14 protein-coding genes and 1 pseudogene are annotated in these 16,687 nt (G+C 44.7%); 13 read left to right on the top strand and 2 right to left on the bottom strand.

Annotation, left to right across the window (positions count from 1 at the left end):
• A complete protein-coding gene (locus KYJ26_RS16580) occupies positions 1–2,421 on the top strand; it encodes a type IV secretory system conjugative DNA transfer family protein (RefSeq protein ID WP_219168475.1) in 2,421 nt (806 codons plus the stop codon).
• Between the two features lie 277 nt (positions 2,422–2,698).
• Positions 2,699–2,860 (top strand): hypothetical protein, encoded by a 162-nt coding sequence (locus KYJ26_RS16575; RefSeq protein ID WP_219168474.1) that lies wholly within the window; start codon positions 2,699–2,701, stop codon positions 2,858–2,860.
• Between the two features lie 37 nt (positions 2,861–2,897).
• Here the strand turns inward: KYJ26_RS16575 and KYJ26_RS16570 are convergent, their stop codons facing one another.
• On the bottom strand, positions 2,898–3,920 hold the full coding sequence (locus KYJ26_RS16570) for a tyrosine-type recombinase/integrase (RefSeq protein ID WP_219168473.1): 1,023 nt from the start codon (positions 3,918–3,920) through the stop codon (positions 2,898–2,900).
• A 108-nt stretch (positions 3,921–4,028) separates the two neighbouring features.
• Here KYJ26_RS16570 and KYJ26_RS16565 point away from each other — a divergent pair.
• From KYJ26_RS16565 to KYJ26_RS16555, 3 genes and pseudogenes are all read left to right on the top strand, one after another.
• A pseudogene (locus KYJ26_RS16565) lies at positions 4,029–4,124 on the top strand (sporulation transcription factor Spo0A); the annotation flags it as partial.
• Positions 4,125–4,366: 242 nt separating this feature from the next.
• Positions 4,367–4,579: a hypothetical protein gene (locus KYJ26_RS16560; protein ID WP_219168472.1), complete on the top strand. Its 213-nt coding sequence runs from the start codon at positions 4,367–4,369 to the stop codon at positions 4,577–4,579.
• Between the two features lie 146 nt (positions 4,580–4,725).
• Complete coding sequence (locus KYJ26_RS16555; protein ID WP_219168471.1) at positions 4,726–5,463, top strand: glycerophosphodiester phosphodiesterase; 738 nt, start codon at positions 4,726–4,728, stop codon at positions 5,461–5,463.
• Between the two features lie 9 nt (positions 5,464–5,472).
• Here the strand turns inward: KYJ26_RS16555 and KYJ26_RS16550 are convergent, their stop codons facing one another.
• Positions 5,473–5,712 carry a DUF2627 domain-containing protein gene (locus KYJ26_RS16550; RefSeq protein ID WP_219168470.1) on the bottom strand — a complete coding sequence of 80 codons (240 nt, stop codon included), beginning with the start codon at positions 5,710–5,712 and terminating at the stop codon, positions 5,473–5,475.
• Between the two features lie 125 nt (positions 5,713–5,837).
• Here KYJ26_RS16550 and KYJ26_RS16545 point away from each other — a divergent pair, with 125 nt between their 5' ends.
• The 8 genes from KYJ26_RS16545 to KYJ26_RS16510 all read left to right on the top strand — a co-directional run bounded on the left by KYJ26_RS16545 (position 5,838) and on the right by KYJ26_RS16510 (position 16,256).
• Complete coding sequence (locus KYJ26_RS16545) at positions 5,838–7,907, top strand: sigma 54-interacting transcriptional regulator (RefSeq protein ID WP_219168469.1); 2,070 nt, start codon at positions 5,838–5,840, stop codon at positions 7,905–7,907.
• Positions 7,908–8,042: 135 nt separating this feature from the next.
• Entirely contained in the window at positions 8,043–8,948 is a 906-nt protein-coding gene (gene yqiS / locus KYJ26_RS16540) for a phosphate butyryltransferase (protein WP_219168468.1), read from the top strand.
• A gap of 46 nt (positions 8,949–8,994) precedes the next feature.
• A complete protein-coding gene (bcd, locus tag KYJ26_RS16535) occupies positions 8,995–10,092 on the top strand; it encodes a branched-chain amino acid dehydrogenase (RefSeq protein WP_219168467.1) in 1,098 nt (365 codons plus the stop codon).
• Positions 10,093–10,226: 134 nt separating this feature from the next.
• Positions 10,227–11,348 carry a butyrate kinase gene (buk, locus tag KYJ26_RS16530; RefSeq protein WP_257475089.1) on the top strand — a complete coding sequence of 374 codons (1,122 nt, stop codon included), beginning with the start codon at positions 10,227–10,229 and terminating at the stop codon, positions 11,346–11,348.
• Between the two features lie 19 nt (positions 11,349–11,367).
• On the top strand, positions 11,368–12,792 hold the full coding sequence (lpdA, locus tag KYJ26_RS16525; protein WP_219168465.1) for a dihydrolipoyl dehydrogenase: 1,425 nt from the start codon (positions 11,368–11,370) through the stop codon (positions 12,790–12,792).
• Between the two features lie 108 nt (positions 12,793–12,900).
• Positions 12,901–13,899, top strand: coding sequence for a thiamine pyrophosphate-dependent dehydrogenase E1 component subunit alpha (locus KYJ26_RS16520; protein WP_219168464.1), 999 nt, complete (start codon positions 12,901–12,903; stop codon positions 13,897–13,899).
• A 14-nt stretch (positions 13,900–13,913) separates the two neighbouring features.
• Complete coding sequence (locus KYJ26_RS16515; protein ID WP_098353637.1) at positions 13,914–14,897, top strand: alpha-ketoacid dehydrogenase subunit beta; 984 nt, start codon at positions 13,914–13,916, stop codon at positions 14,895–14,897.
• Between the two features lie 45 nt (positions 14,898–14,942).
• Positions 14,943–16,256 carry a dihydrolipoamide acetyltransferase family protein gene (locus KYJ26_RS16510; protein ID WP_219168463.1) on the top strand — a complete coding sequence of 438 codons (1,314 nt, stop codon included), beginning with the start codon at positions 14,943–14,945 and terminating at the stop codon, positions 16,254–16,256.
• Positions 16,257–16,687 lie beyond the last annotated feature (431 nt).

The following is a 16,687-nucleotide window of genomic DNA, read 5'->3' as shown; positions in this document are numbered from 1 at the left end:
ATGGAGAGAGTTAAATTCAGCGAAATCGTCAACGTAATCAAACCGACTTATACGTTTATCAAACTCACGCCAAACAATTCCATCCGCAATAACAACACGCATAAGATCGCCAGGGCAATCGCTTCCCTTTATCGCAATCTCATACAAAGCGTCCGGACAGAGGAGGCGAAGGTAATCAAGGCGCTAGGCCGCGAATTCCTGCTCGGCACTAAGTATTCGCTTGAGCTTGCGGCGAAAGTCGGTTACTACGTTTATATCGAACGCAACAAAGTCGAGTTTTACTTCGTCATTCCTAAGCAGTATTTATCGCTAATCAAGGAAAAAATCAGCGACAGTTGGTCCGGCATAACAGTGAAGGAGGCTAGCGAATTGCCCACTTTCAGCGAGACGGCTACACAATATTCGCTCGAGTATGCGAAGGAGGATGCGCTAAGCCTCGCCGCCGACCGACGCGACAACGACCTGCTCAATTCGAAACTGAACGTCGTAGATATAATGGAAGAAGGCGACAAAGTGGCGGTGTTCTATAACTTCGTACCTACATCGCAATTCACTTGGCGGTCGACCTACGAAAACACGATGCGAAAAGTGAAGCGGAACCTGCCGACTGATCGCAATAAAACAGGCGTCGCTTATGCGCTGAAACTAGGCTTCGGCATACTCGCCGGGCTGCTTGACGACATTGGCGAAGTGCTTGGCGGTAAGAAAGAAAAGGCTGACGATTCACTCGAACGCATTGTCGACCGGCTCAATGGCGGTCAGCAAATCAGCGAATCAACGCGCAAGAAAGGGGCGGCGGTGGTGCTCGATACCCAAATCGCCGTGATGAGCGAGTCGAGCGATAAGTTACGTCAGCGAAATAACGCCAAGGCAGTCACGCAGTCATTCGAAACAATCACGGACGACAATCGCTTAATTGCAAAGCCGTTGAGGAAGGCGGTCAGCCCGATCGAATATAAAATCGCCGGAGCAAGCGTCAACAAAGTCAGCGACTTGGAAGCGCAGAATTTCATCGCCATGCCTGGCCGTGACGTGCTCGAACGCTATAACTTTATCGAGAAGATTAACACGCAGGAGACGCAGGTGCCTAAGGACTTGCGGAAAGGAGTAATGAATATTGGCGAAGTAACTTATCGCGGTGTCAAACAGGCGGCTTACCTCAGCGACTATGAGCATTATCGCAACCTTCTCACGTTACTGATCGGACCAACGCGGGCAGGGAAATCGAATTTTATCGGAAACCTTTGCATCGATGCGATTGAGGCAGACGAATGCGTCATCTTGTTCGACTTTATCGAAAACAACGAGCTCAGCGATGAAATTTCCGCACTGTTTCCGGCCGACAAAGTGCTCAACATCGACAACTCCAATCCGGCGAAAATACAAGGGCTCGGCTATAACGAGGTGGGATTCACGGCTGACCCATTCGCTCAGTACGAAAATGCTAAGCGACAGACTGCAAACCTGCTCGCCTTGATTAACGCGATTAACGTAGACGAAAGCCGATTATCGCCTAAGATGGAACGTTACCTTGAGGCGGCAAGCCTGACGGTGTTTATCAATAACGGATCCATTCGCGACGTGTTTTCAGTATTGCAGAACGTCAGTAAGCGCCATGAGTATCTGCGAAAAGTACCGGCCGGTCAGAACGAGTTTATGTCGGAGTATATGGAATCGCTACGGGAACTGGACGACGTGAAGGACGGCGAAATAGTCGGGACTCGACTGCAGTTAATCGTCGGCATTATCGATCGCCTGTCGGTGCTCAAACGTAATACGCAGATGGAGCTCATGCTGAAGCAATCGATGGACCACAACGTCGATTTAGTCGAGGAGATGCAGCGGAATCAAGTTATCTGTATCCGGATGCCCGAATCGAAGTTTCCAACGCAAGGCGAGCGCGACATTTGCACAACGTACTGGATTACGAAAATATGGCTGGCGCTTCAGATACGGGCGGATAAGATTCGCGATAAAAGTAAGCGGCGAAAAGTGAACCTCGTAATTGACGAAATTTATCAGGTAGAGAATACGGAAAAGTTTATGACGTCGAAGCTGTCGCAGGTTGCGAAATTTATCTGCAAGCCGATCATATCGTGCCACTACATTAATCAGCTCGCCCATATGCGCAGGGAGCTCCGGTCGGCCAATACGTCTTATATGTTAATCGCCGGTTGTGACAAGGATAATTATCGCGAGCTCAAAGACGAACTGTACCCGTTCACGGCGGAAGACCTGGCGAATATGAAGCCGTACCATTCGATGAATTACGTGAAGTGTCGGGAAGGGTATGCGCGATTTATTACGAAGCTGCCGGGCAAGGTGGAGGATCGGATAAAACAATCGAAGATGGAGGGGGAACAGCATGGCGACAATACGACGCAAGTCAGACATTCGGAAATTCCTACTGTTATTCGATGAGCATGCGGAGTGGGACGATCAAGGCGAGAAGTGGTACGTCACAATGGCGCAGGAAGGGCGATACGGCGTCGAGGAAATCACGGTAATACATTACGCTTGGAAGGGCGTATTCACCGTATATAGGGAGTCTGAGCACGCCTGTGACCTGCGTGAGACTACGCTAGGATTGAGCGATTTGGTTGACGAGTTGTGGCTGTGGAGGAAGGCGTTGAATCGGGTTCTAGCGCAAAAGTCGTTAGCATAAATTGGAAGTAATACGGAAAGGGGATGCGACAACATGAGCGACTACAAGACGGGCAATTCCGGTTCCATGTACGATCACGACAGGCGGTATGGGAATACGAAGGAGTGCGATGAATGTCGGCAGAGCTTGAGCGACAATGAGACGTATGAAGCTTACGGGAAGATTTACTGCGGAACGTGTTATCAATCGCAATAACAAAGAAGCCCGCCGTGAAATGACGACGGGTTTTTTCTTATTTAAAACGTTTGGTTCCGCGCTTCCGACTGTTGCCTTTATCGAGCAGCGACCGAACAGGACTTGCGATTTCATGAAACGAATTAATATCGACGTTTGAATACTTAACGTAACGACTCGTCATCGACATGTCCGTGTGTCCTAGTATCCGCATGAGCGAGAAAGGATCTCCGCCATTCTTCAGATACTTAATCGCCATGTAATTCCGGAAGGTATGGGGCGACACACGCACGCCAGTCAGTCCGGCCTTCTTTCCGTATTTCTTCAGCATCTTCGCAAAAGTGTCCGCATAATACCTTTCGCCGAACTGCGTCATAAAAATATAATCGTCGTCTTCAGCTCCGGTCATGTCGTTCAACTTGTCGATCTCCTTCGCAGTCCTCGCGGAAAAAGGAACGAGCCTTCCGATACGAGTCTTGGCGTTCTCAGCCCGAATATAAATCTGCCTGCTTCCGAAGTCTACGTCGGACAACTTAACGCCGGTCATTTCACTGATTCGCATGCCAGTGTCCGTCAGCACGAGCATCATAACATAATCCCTAAATCCTGTGTACACTCGCTGATTTGGTGCAGAGAGCAAATTCATTACGTCTTCGTCCGAAAATACTTCGAAAGTGTCATTCGATTCTTTCTGATACGTGACGTTGGTCGTCGGCAACTCCGGAATAATTCTTTCCTTATATAAGTAGTTGCAGAACACCTTCAAATTCCGCACGATATTGTTGATCGTTCGTGGAGATATACCGGTCCCGCCGTTCGGGCTAGTCGGATGGTCGTCCCAGCGCTGCTTTTCGAATTGCAGGTAGCGAATGTATTCCGTGATTGAATCAGGCGTTAGCTTCAGCCCATTTTCGCCAAGCCATTCGATGAATTTGCCGATGGATTGACGGTACGTTTTGATCGTCTTTTCCGACCTGTTAGCCAACCGCCTTGAGTCGAGGAATTTTTCGAGCGACTGTTCGAGGTCAATATTAGCGTTAACCCTACCTCGCCGTTTCTTTACGGTGAATTTAGCGTTCAATTTGAGCGCCTCCTATAGCGATGAATTTTTACGTGAGATAGCGATGAATTTGTCGGAATCTGAATGTGCCGATGAATTTGACGGATGAATAAACCGCGCCACTACGCCGGATACACCGTCAGCATGTCTAAGGCGAAACCAACGAACTCAGAGTTCATCGCCATGGTGGCTGACAAGCTTCGATTGGAGCATATGGCTTCTTGAAAGAGTAAGAAATAATACAAACATCTTCCAAATTGAATCATGCATTTATGACAATCCCCCTGGGCCATGCGGTTCAGGGGGTTTTTGTTTGCTTAAGTTCTCCTCTTCCTCTTGCGTGAATCCTCACCAAACCCTATTGCAATCGCCTCTTTTGTTCATAGATGGTGGTTAGCCCTTACAGCTTGTCCTCGGTGGCATAAGATAAAGGGTAGTGCAAAAACAATATAGGGGGAGGTGAGACGATGGGAAACTACCGTAATAATAACAATGTTGGAGGAGCTTCTGACCGCTGCAGAAACAATGATGTTGCAGGTGCTTCCGACAACGACTTCAGAGTTCCTGTTAGAGCTTATATCAGAGGAGAAGATTTCTGCAGAGCAGTGCGCCGTTGCAGAGATAATGATGTAGCCGGGGAAATGGACAACCGCCGCAGATGTGGTTGCCGCTGGTTCTAATATAAAGCCACCCTTAAAAAATCCTGAGTTTCTCAGGATTTTTTATTATTCTGGATTATAAGGTTCATCCTTTGAGAAGGGGTATAATAAGTATATAATGAAGTCAGATATAAAGCGTACATAAAGAAAAAGAAGGAAGTGAACTCATGACGCTGATTTTTGCTCATCGTGGATCCGCAGGTACTCATCCGGAAAACACAATGGAAGCTTTTTATGAAGCTGAAAGAGTGAAGGCTGATGGGATTGAATTGGATGTTCAGCTGACGAAAGACGGAGAAATGGTTGTGATACATGATGAAACCGTTAATAGGACGACAAATGGAAAGGGCTTCGTTAAAGATTATTCGTTGAAAGAAATTCAAAAATTACAAGCGAACTTTACATTTAAAAGTAAATTATTCAAGAAGAATCGTGTGCCTTCATTAAGGGAGGTCTTTCAGTGGCTGAAGGGGAATGAACTTCTTTGTAATATTGAGCTGAAGAATAGTATCATCGACTATCAAGGCCTAGAAGAAAAAGTGATTGCCTTAATCAGGGAATTTGGATTTGAGGAACGGATCATTATATCATCTTTTAATCATTATTCGATTGTAGCATGCTACCGGTTAGAGCCTGCCGTCGAAATTGCACCCCTCTATTCGTCGGGCTTATTCATGCCTTGGATTTATGCCCAGTCATTAAGGGCGAAGGGGATACATCCCAATCTGAAAGCCGTCAGGGACGACATTATAATAGAGGCGATGAACAATGGGATTTGCGTCAGGCCTTACACGGTGAATAAGGTTGAGCAGATGGAGAGGTTATTGAATTTAGGATGCACTGCATTTGTAACGGACTACCCGGAAAAAGCAAGGAAATTGAGAGAAACCAACAAGAAAGGCTAGCGCTCTGCGCTAGCCTTTCTTGTTGAATCGTGACTGAACTTTATTGCGTTTTCGATCACGATGCAGGACGAATCCGGCAATGAATGCTAAACCACAAATAAAGAATAGTAACCCGATAATGAACTGCAGCCATAAAAAAGGGATCGGGGGCTGCAGGATCCCGAATAGCATATCTCTCATTAACTTAATCCCAAGAGCTGCAAATGCGCCGGGGATCAACATAATAATCAAGGCAATTAGACGGACCATGAGATGCATAACTCCTTTTCGTTTCCATACTAAAATTCTACATCCACGCAGAAAATTGTCAAGTTTCAAAAAGTAGTGTAACATTATGAGTGTGAAAAATATTGCAGGTGTCGGGGTGAAGAAAGTTGCAAGAGGTTCTAATTGTTGGTGGGGGTAAGGGTGGTACAGCTATTTTACAGATCCTCCATGAGGTCTCAGTCATGAAAGTGATTGCGGTTGTAGACATAAATGAAAAAGCTCCGGGGATCGAGCTCTCAAAAGAACTGGGGATCCAGGTCGGTACGGATTGGCGGCCTTTCCTCAATGATTCTGTCGACATCGTCATAGAAGTGACCGGAGAGCAGGAAGTGTTCGAACAGATAAGGGATAAGCGTGGTAAAAACACGGTCATCATACCTGGAAGTGTGGCATTCCTTATTTCGAAGCTCCTTGAAGAAAAAGAAGACCTTATCCACCAATTGACGAGTGAATCATTTAAAAGGGATCTTATTTTTAATTCGACTGATGATGGAATGGTCGGGATCGATGAACAAGGCATTGTTATGTTATTCAATAAAAGTGCTGAGCGGATGATTGGGAAGAATCAGGAAGATGTAATGGGTCTTCATATTTCAGAAGTGATCCCGGAAAGCAAATTGACCAAAACGATTCAGACAAAGCGGACGGAAATCAATCAGGAGGTCATTCTGGGGAATGGGTTGAAGATTATCTCAAACCGAATACCGATGATCACCGACCAAGATGAAATTATAGGGGCCTTTTCGGTTTTCAAAGATATCACGGAAGTAGTGAATTTGGCTGAAGAAATAACCAACCTCAAAGAAATTCAGACGATGCTTGAAGCCATTATCTATTCTAGTGACGATGCAATTTCTGTCGTAGATGAAGATGGGAAAGGGATCCTGATTAATCCCGCTTATACAAGGATAACGGGCCTTTCCCAGGAGGAAGTGATAGGGAAGCCTGCGACGGCAGACATTTCTGAAGGAGAAAGTATTCATTTGAAGGTGCTGCAAACGCGGAGAGCGATCCGTGGAACAAAAATGCGGGTAGGACCGAAACGAAAGGAAGTCATCGTCAACGTTGCACCCATCATTGTGAACAATAAGCTTAAGGGAAGTGTCGGGGTCATTCATGACATGTCAGAAATCCAGTCACTAACCCAGGAACTGGACCGTGCCAGAAGAATTATCCGAACGCTTGAAGCAAAGTATATGTTTGAGGATATTATCGGTGATTCTGAGGAAATGATGATTGCCATTGAGCAGGCTAAGCTAGGGGCCAAGACGCCAGCTACCGTTCTCCTTCGCGGGGAATCGGGAACCGGGAAGGAATTGTTTGCCCATGCGATACATAATGCCAGTGACCGTAAATTCAATAAATTCCTCAGGGTGAACTGTGCAGCTTTATCAGAGAACCTGTTGGAAAGTGAGTTATTCGGGTATGAAGAGGGTGCGTTCTCCGGAGCGAAGCGTGGAGGTAAACGCGGTCTATTTGAAGAAGCGAATAACGGCAGTATTTTTCTTGATGAAATAGGAGAACTGAGTGCAAATACACAAGCGAAATTATTAAGGGTCCTCCAGGAAAATGAAATTGTGAGAGTAGGAGGGACGAAGTCAATTCAAATCAACGTCCGTGTCATCGCTGCCACGAATGTAAACCTTGAAAAGGGAATTGCTGACGGGTCATTCAGGGAAGATCTCTATTACCGACTGAATCGGATGCCGATACAGATACCGCCTTTGAGGCAGCGCAAATCCGATATACCCCTCATTGCTGAAGCGTTGATAACTAAGATCAATCAGGATTATGGGAGAAATGTAGAGGGGATAACAGAAAGCGCAATGTACAAATTGATGAATTATCATTGGCCGGGAAACGTGAGGGAACTGGAGAATGTCCTGGGGAGAGCCATCATCTTCATGAAATACAATGAAGTGAATATCGATGGGAAGCATTTACCTCAATTAGAATCTTCAGTCAAAACCGTGGGCAATACAGCGGAATTACCTTCGCCTGACTCCGTTGAAGATCTTGCCATCCAAGTTGAGGTTTTTGAAAAGAATATAATTCAAAAGGTTTTAGAGCAGAATAATGGTAACAAAACGGCTACGGCCAAAGTATTAAATGTGTCGGTGAGGAATTTATATTATAAAATTGAAAAATATAACATTGAAATAAATAGCATGAAATAATTTGCAGGGTATGAAATAATTTGCGCATTTTTATTCGATTTTTTAAAGCGTTTTCAATGTTTTGAAGTTGGCACGCTTCTTGCATGTAGTTTTATGGGAACAAAAAAACAGAAAAAAGGGGTTGAAACGACATACATGAATCTACAATCTTTAGTGGAAAAAGCAACCCGAATTGAAAACTCCACTGTAGCCGTTGCCGCTGCAGAAGATAAAGAAGTCCTGGGTGCTGTCACCATGGCGGTTGAAAAGAAGATGGCAGACTTTTTATTGTTCGGGGATAAAGAAAAAATCCTCTCCCTTTTAGAAGAGGTTGCTCCGCATCTTATATCCCATAGCAATATTAAAATCAAACATGCTTTTTCTCCGCAGAAAGCAGCGGAACTTGCAGTGAAGGCTGTTAAGGAAAACGAAGCAGGGGTTTTAATGAAAGGAAATGTCCCTACAGCAGTCATCTTGAAAGCAGTCCTAAATAAAGAGTGGGGACTTCGTACAGGGAATGTACTTTCACATGTTGCAGCATTTGAGGTATCTGGATTCGAGAGACTTACATTTATTACAGATGCAGCGATGAACCTTGCTCCTGACCTTCAGCAAAAAGCACAAATCATAGAAAATGCAGTATCTGTTGCGCGTTCAATCGGTGTGGACATGCCGAAAGTAGCGCCGATTGCTGCTGTGGAAGTAGTGAATCCTGCAATGCAGGCTACAGTCGATGCTGCCTCTCTTACTATGATGAACCATAGGGGACAAATTCGTCATTGTATCGTTGATGGTCCGTTGGCCCTCGATAATGCCGTTTCTCACCATGCAGCAGAACATAAAGGGATCGAAAGCTCCGTTGCAGGGCAGGCGGATATCCTGTTGGTGCCCAATATTGAAACAGGGAATGCTTTATACAAATCACTGATCTATTTTGCCCAAGCCAAAGTAGGGGCTGTCATAGCCGGGGCAAAAGCACCAATCGTATTAACATCCAGAGCGGACAGTGCTGAAAGTAAATTATATTCATTGGCACTCGCTATATGCTCTGCTTCTAAATAAATGATGTAAAACAACAAATACTACCAGACTACAGGGGGAAATAATAATGAAAATTTTCAGCTATATGGAACAATATGATTATGAGCAATTGGTATTCTGTCAAGATGAAGCATCAGGATTGAAAGCAATCATCGCCATTCACGATACAACACTTGGACCTGCACTTGGAGGAACTCGTATGTGGACATACGAATCTGAAGAAGCGGCGATTGAAGATGCACTTCGCCTTGCGAAAGGGATGACGTACAAGAATGCTGCCGCTGGCCTTAACTTAGGTGGGGGAAAGACGGTTATCATCGGTGACCCACGTAAAGATAAGAACGAAGAAATGTTCCGTGCATTTGGTCGATATATCCAAGGCTTAAACGGCCGTTACATTACGGCAGAAGATGTGGGTACCACAGTTGCCGATATGGATTTGATCCATGAAGAAACGGATTATGTAACAGGTATTTCACCAGCCTTTGGTTCTTCTGGTAACCCATCTCCTGTTACTGCGTACGGAGTTTATCGTGGAATTAAAGCAGCAGCGAAAGAAGCATTCGGAACAGATTCCCTTGAAGGGAAAACAATTGCCGTTCAAGGGGTCGGGAATGTAGCATACAATATGTGCCGCCACCTTCACGAAGAAGGAGCGAACCTGATCGTTACAGATATCAACAAAGAAGCTGTTCAACGTGCTGTTGAAGAGTTTGGTGCTAAAGCAGTTGACATCAACGATATCTATGGTGTTGATTGTGATATCTTTGCCCCATGTGCGCTTGGTGCGATCATTAACGATGAAACAATCCCTCAGCTTAAAGCAAAAGTCATTGCAGGAGCTGCGAATAACCAGCTGAAAGAAACGCGTCATGGTGACGCGATCCATGAAATGGGTATCGTTTATGCACCTGATTATGTAATCAACGCTGGTGGAGTCATCAACGTAGCGGATGAATTATACGGCTACAACAGTGAAAGAGCCATGAAGAAAGTCGAGCAGGTATACAACAACGTTGAGCGCGTAATCGAAATCGCGAAACGTGATAACGTCCCAACTTACGTAGCTGCTGACCGCATGGCAGAAGAACGAATTGAAAAAATGCGCCGTTCAAGAAGTCAATTCCTGCAAAATGGACACCACATCCTTAGCAGACGTGGATAATGAGAAGAGAAAAACGCTTTACTTTCAGAAAGTAAAGCGTTTCTTCCCTGTTAATGCGAACATGTAACAGACTAAGGGGTTATCTATCATAGGGGAAAAATCTTTCATGCAAACAATACAATATAGCTGCCCAAATGGAGGTAACAACAGTGCAAGAAAACAAACATCGAATACTCGTTATTAATCCTGGATCGACATCTACCAAAATTGGTGTCTTCGATGACGATCGCTCAATATTTGAAAAAACGATCCGTCATGATTCAGAAAAGATAAATGAATTCCCAACCATCATCGATCAATATGAATTCAGAAAGAACACCATTCTTCAGACATTGGATGAAGAAGGGATCAATGTTTCTAAACTGAGTGCCGTATGTGGCCGCGGGGGACTTCTAAGACCGATAGAAGGCGGCACTTACCTTGTCAATGATGACATGTTGAAGGACCTGAAAGAAGGGTACTCTGGTCAGCATGCTTCGAATCTGGGAGGGATTCTGGCATTTGAAATTGCTTCCGGATTAAATATTCCATCGTACATCGTAGATCCCGTTGTCGTAGACGAACTTCAATCTCTTGCCCGGGTATCAGGGTTCTCCCTGATCGAAAGAAAGAGTATTTTCCACGCGTTGAATCAGAAAGCGGTTGCGCGTAGAGTCGCGAAAGAAATCGGAAAAAAATATGAAGATTTGAATCTGATCATCACTCACATGGGTGGAGGAATCACCGTCGGGGCTCACCGGAATGGAAAAGTCGTAGATGTGAATAATGGATTGCACGGTGACGGACCGTTCAGTCCAGAAAGGGCAGGGACCGTACCTGCTGGTGATTTGGTTGATTTATGCTTCTCCGGGGACTATTATCGGGATGAAATCATGAAAAAACTTGTTGGTCAAGGCGGCCTGGTCGGGTATCTTGGTACCAATGATGCAGTAAAAGTAGAGAAAATGATTGAAAATGGCGATGAAAAGGCCAAAGCCGTATATGATGCGATGGCCTACCAGATCGCGAAAGAAATCGGTTCGGCAAGCGCCGTCTTAAATGGCAAAGTAGATGCGATCGTATTAACGGGAGGACTTGCATATGGCAAAGAATTCGTCAAAGCGATCAGCGATCGGATCAACTGGATAGCGGATGTCGTCATCCATCCGGGAGAAAATGAACTTCAGGCTCTTGCTGAAGGGGCACTCCGGGTATTGCGGAAGGAAGAAGACTATAAAGTATACCCTGGAAATGTGAAAAAGGAAGCAAGAGTATAAGAGCAAGGAGGACTCAAGATTGGCAGAAGAATATGATTTAGTCATTCTAGGAGGAGGGACGGGTGGTTATGTAGCCGCCATCCGTGCTTCTCAACTTGGATTAAAAACAGCAATCGTTGAAAAGGGAAAGCTCGGTGGTACATGCCTGCATAAAGGATGTATCCCTAGTAAAGCTCTCCTTCGTAGTGCTGAAGTATATGCAACAGCGAAACACAGTGAAGACTTTGGTGTGAAAATCAATGGGGTTGAACTTGATTTCACCAAAGTGCAATCAAGAAAAGATGGAATCGTCGAACAGCTTCACAAAGGCGTTCAACACTTGATGAAACAAGGTAAGATCGATGTCTTTGAAGGTCTTGGACGTATTTTGGGACCATCCATCTTCTCTCCGATGCCTGGGACGATTTCCGTGGAAATGAACAACGGTGAAGAAAACGCAATGCTTATTCCGAAGAATGTCATTGTGGCAACAGGATCAAGACCGCGTTCACTGCCTGGACTTGAGATAGATGGTGACTATGTTTTATCTTCTGATGAAGCGCTTTCACTTGATGCGCTTCCGAAGTCGATCATCATCGTCGGTGGAGGTGTCATCGGCATCGAATGGGCTTCTATGCTTTCGGACTTCGATGTTGAAGTAACCGTAGTTGAATACGCGGATAAAATCGTACCGACGGAAGATCATGAAATCTCAAAAGAAATGCAGCGCCTGATGAAGAAAAAAGGCGTCAAAATCGTGACAAGCGCCAAGGTGCTTCCTGAGTCCTTAGAAACAGGGGATGGAATGGTCACGATTAAAGCAGAGCATAAAGGTGAAGAGAAATCATTTACCGCTGATAAAATCCTGGTATCCGTTGGCCGTCAAGCAAACGTGGAAGGGATAGGACTTGAGAATACAGATATAAAAGTCGAAAAAGGCTTCATTGAAGTAAATGAGTTCTTCCAAACGAAGGAATCCCACATCTATGCGATCGGTGATGTGATCGGTGGACTTCAATTAGCCCATGTCGCTTCTCATGAAGGAATCACGGCAGTTGAACATATGGCTAATGAAAAGCCGGATCCGATTGACTATTCACTTATCTCTAAATGCATTTACAGCAATCCTGAAATCGCAAGTGTCGGTATCACAGAACAGGAAGCGAAAGAAAAGGGATACAACTTAAAAGTCGGTAAATTCAGCTTCAGAGCCATCGGTAAAGCACTTGTTTACGGGGAATCGGATGGTTTTGTGAAGATCATTGCCGACAAGGACAGTGATGATATCCTGGGTGTTCATATGATCGGACCTCACGTAACGGATATGATTTCCGAAGCTGGTCTGGCGAAAGTATTAGACGCAACACCATGGGAGATTGCCCATACCATCCATCCTCATCCATCCTTATCTGAAGCGATTGGAGAAGCAGCACTTGCTGTGGATGGAAAGGCGATTCACTCTTAAAAGAACGGAGAAGGCTTATTAGCCCTCTTCATGAAAAGAAAAATAGTAATAAGGTAGAGAGTTTCTCTACCTTATTACAACCATTAGATTGTGTAGGAGGTAAATAAAATGGCAGAAAATCGTCATGAAGAATTAGGACTTTCCAATGAGAAAGTATTAGAAATGTATGAAACCATGCTCCTTGCCAGGAAAATCGATGAGCGTATGTGGTTATTGAACCGTTCGGGTAAAATTCCTTTTGTTATTTCCTGTCAAGGTCAGGAAGCGGCTCAAGTAGGTGCTGCATTCGCCTTAGATCGTGAGAAGGATTACGTTCTTCCATACTATCGCGATATGGGTGTCGTTCTGACATTCGGTATGACTGCGCAGGAATTAATGCTATCCGGTTTTGCCAAGGCAGAAGATCCAAACTCTGGCGGACGTCAAATGCCAGGTCACTTCGGTCAAAAGAAAAATAATATCGTAACGGGTTCCTCTCCTGTAACGACTCAAGTTCCCCATGCAGTGGGTATCGCCCTTGCAGGAAAGATGGAGAAGAAAGACGTTGTGACGTTTGTGACATTCGGTGAAGGATCTTCCAACCAGGGAGATTTCCACGAAGGTGCAAACTTTGCAGGTGTACATAAACTTCCTGTTATTTTCATGTGTGAAAATAATAAATATGCGATCTCAGTTCCAATTGAAAAACAATTGGCATGTGAAAAAGTATCAGACCGCGCCATTGGATACGGCATGCCTGGTATCACAGTAGATGGAAATGATCCGATCGAAGTATATAAAGCTGTAAAGGAAGCCGCTGACCGCGGTCGTCGTGGTGAAGGTCCAACGCTTGTTGAAACAGTTTCTTATCGTTTAACTCCTCACTCCTCTGATGATGATGATCGCAGCTACCGTTCTCCTGACGAAGTGGCCAAAGCGAAAACAAATGATCCAATCATCACCTTTGGTGCTTACTTAAAAGAAACAGGCGTCATGAATGATGAGATTGAAAAAGAAATCAATGACCGCATTATGAAACTTGTGAACGAAGCAACGGATTATGCAGAAAATGCTCCATATGCTGAAGCTGAATCAGCGATGAAGTATGTATACGCAGAAGAGAAGTAAGGGGGAATTCAATCATGCCAGTAATTTCATATATTGATGCCGTAACGATGGCAATAAGAGAAGAAATGGAACGTGATGAGAAAGTATTCGTTCTTGGAGAAGACGTCGGTAAAAAAGGTGGGGTGTTCAAAGCAACCCACGGATTGTACGATCAATTTGGGGAAGACCGTGTCATTGATACACCACTTGCGGAGTCTGCGATCGCAGGAGTTGGAATCGGGGCTGCCATGTATGGTATGAGGCCGATTGCTGAAATGCAATTTGCTGATTTCATTATGCCTGCAGTTAATCAGATCATTTCTGAAGCAGCACGTATTCGTTATCGTTCAAATAACGATTGGAGCTGTCCGATGGTCATCCGTGCTCCTTATGGTGGCGGAGTACATGGAGCGCTTTACCATTCACAATCCGTTGAGGCTGTGTTTGCCAATCAGCCAGGATTGAAAATAGTGATGCCTTCTACTCCTTATGATGTAAAGGGCTTGCTGAAAGCTGCGATCCGCGATGAAGATCCGGTATTATTCTTTGAACACAAACGTGCTTACCGTCTAATTAAAGGAGAAGTGCCTGAGGATGATTACACTCTTCCAATCGGAAAAGCAGATGTGAAGCGTGAAGGAGAAGACATCACGGTCATCACATATGGTCTGTGTGTTCACTTTGCTCTTCAAGCAGCAGAAAAACTTGCCCAGGACGGAATCGAAGCGCATATCCTGGATCTTCGTACCATCTATCCTTTAGATAAAGAAGCAATCATTGAAGCAGCCTCTAAAACAGGCAAAGTCCTTCTTGTGACTGAAGACAATAAAGAAGGAAGCATCATGGGTGAGGTTTCTGCAATCATTGCCGAAAATTGTTTATTTGAGCTTGATGCTCCGGTTAAACGACTTGCCGGTCCAGATGTACCTGCTATGCCGTATGCACCGACAATGGAAAAATACTTTATGATTAACCCGGACAAAGTAGAAAAAGCAATGCGTGAACTTGCAGAATTTTAATCACAATCAACACCAATTAAACGCGAGAGTAAGGAGGGTTCCTCATTGGGTATTGAAAATATGAAAATGCCTCAGCTAGGGGAAAGTGTTACAGAAGGTACAATTAGTAAATGGTTGGTGTCACCTGGTGATACCGTTAATAAATATGACCCGATTGCAGAAGTGCAAACGGATAAAGTGAATGCAGAAGTTCCATCTTCCTTTACAGGTACTATCAAAGAATTGATTGCCGAAGAGGGAGATACTCTTGAAGTAGGGGAAATCATTTGCTCAATCGAGATTGAGGGTGGAGCTTCAGCTCCAGCTGAAGAAGCTCCGAAAGAAGAGCCTAAAAAGTCAGCAGAAGCACCGGCTGCACCTAAATCAAAAGCTCCTGCGAAAGACAGCGGAAATAAAGCCAGATATTCTCCTGCAGTATTAAAATTGTCTCAAGAGCATGATATTGATTTAGATCAAGTGGAGGGCACTGGAAACGGCGGCCGGATCACTCGTAAGGATCTAAAGAAAATCATTGAATCAGGTTCTATTCCGAAGGCAGGAGATGCTCCGGCACCTAAGGCTGAAGCTTCGGCTCCACAACAGGCGCCTGTGAAGGAAACGGCTCCGGCACAACCAGCTAATCAGGCCGCACCTGCCGCGAATATTCCTGTTGTACCTGGCGATATTGAAATCCCGGTTTCAGGTATCCGCAAAGCGATTGCCTCCAACATGGTCCGCAGTAAACATGAAGCGCCACATGCTTGGACGATGATGGAAGTGGATGTAACCAACCTGGTTGACTACAGAAATTCACTCAAGACAGAATTCAAGCAGCGTGAAGGTTTTAATCTGACATTCTTCGCTTTCTTCGTGAAAGCTGTGGCCCAGGCTCTTAAGGAGTATCCACAAATCAACTCTATGTGGGCTGGGGACAAGATTGTACAGAAGAAAGACATCAACCTCTCCATTGCTGTAGCGACAGACGATGCTTTGTATGTTCCTGTGATCAAGAATGCAGATGAAAAAACGATCAAAGGAATCGCAAGAGAAATCACAGAGCTTGCCGGAAAAGTACGCAGTGGTAAATTGACTTCTCAAGATATGCAGGGAGGAACGTTTACGGTTAATAATACTGGGTCATTTGGTTCGGTACAATCGATGGGAATCATCAATTACCCGCAAGCAGCGATCCTTCAGGTGGAATCGATCGTGAAACGTCCTGTTGTCATGAACAACGGAATGATTGCCGTTCGTGATATGGTGAATCTCTGTATGTCACTTGATCATCGCGTTCTAGACGGATTGGTATGTGGAAGATTTTTACAACGAGTAAAAGAAATTCTGGAAAACACATCAAAAGAAAATACATCTGTTTATTAATGAAAACAAAGGACTGACCCTGGGAGGTTGGTCCTTGTTTTATTTTTCATCTAGATAAAATGTCCTGTGAAATGCGGTCTCCAGATTGTGGAGATTCGGGAAAAGCTTATCGTTTATAACTGGAAGAATATTCTAAAGTAAGTTAGCTCTATACCAGTAGTTCGATTTACTGCTTCCTAATTCCATGAAAATACCCTCTGCAACTTCCCGATCATTTCTAACTTCGTTCAAATAAGAAAAGTGGAATACCGGCACCTAATACCCTGTTACAAACTCAGTAAAACCGAAAATATTCCTGTGGTTATAATTCAGGGGTGACTAAATGCTCATTGAAAATAAAAAGGTTCGTGACTTTTCTATTAAATACTGAATATTCAGATTTATTTCGACATCAATTTACAACATTCCTCATCCGCGATTGGTTATCTTTG

The sequence above is a fragment of the Rossellomorea orangium genome (assembly GCF_019334305.1).
GTDB lineage: Bacteria > Bacillota > Bacilli > Bacillales > Bacillaceae_B > Rossellomorea.
The sequence above is the reverse complement of the archived record's forward strand: the minus strand, read 5'-3'. Positions and strand labels throughout refer to the sequence as shown.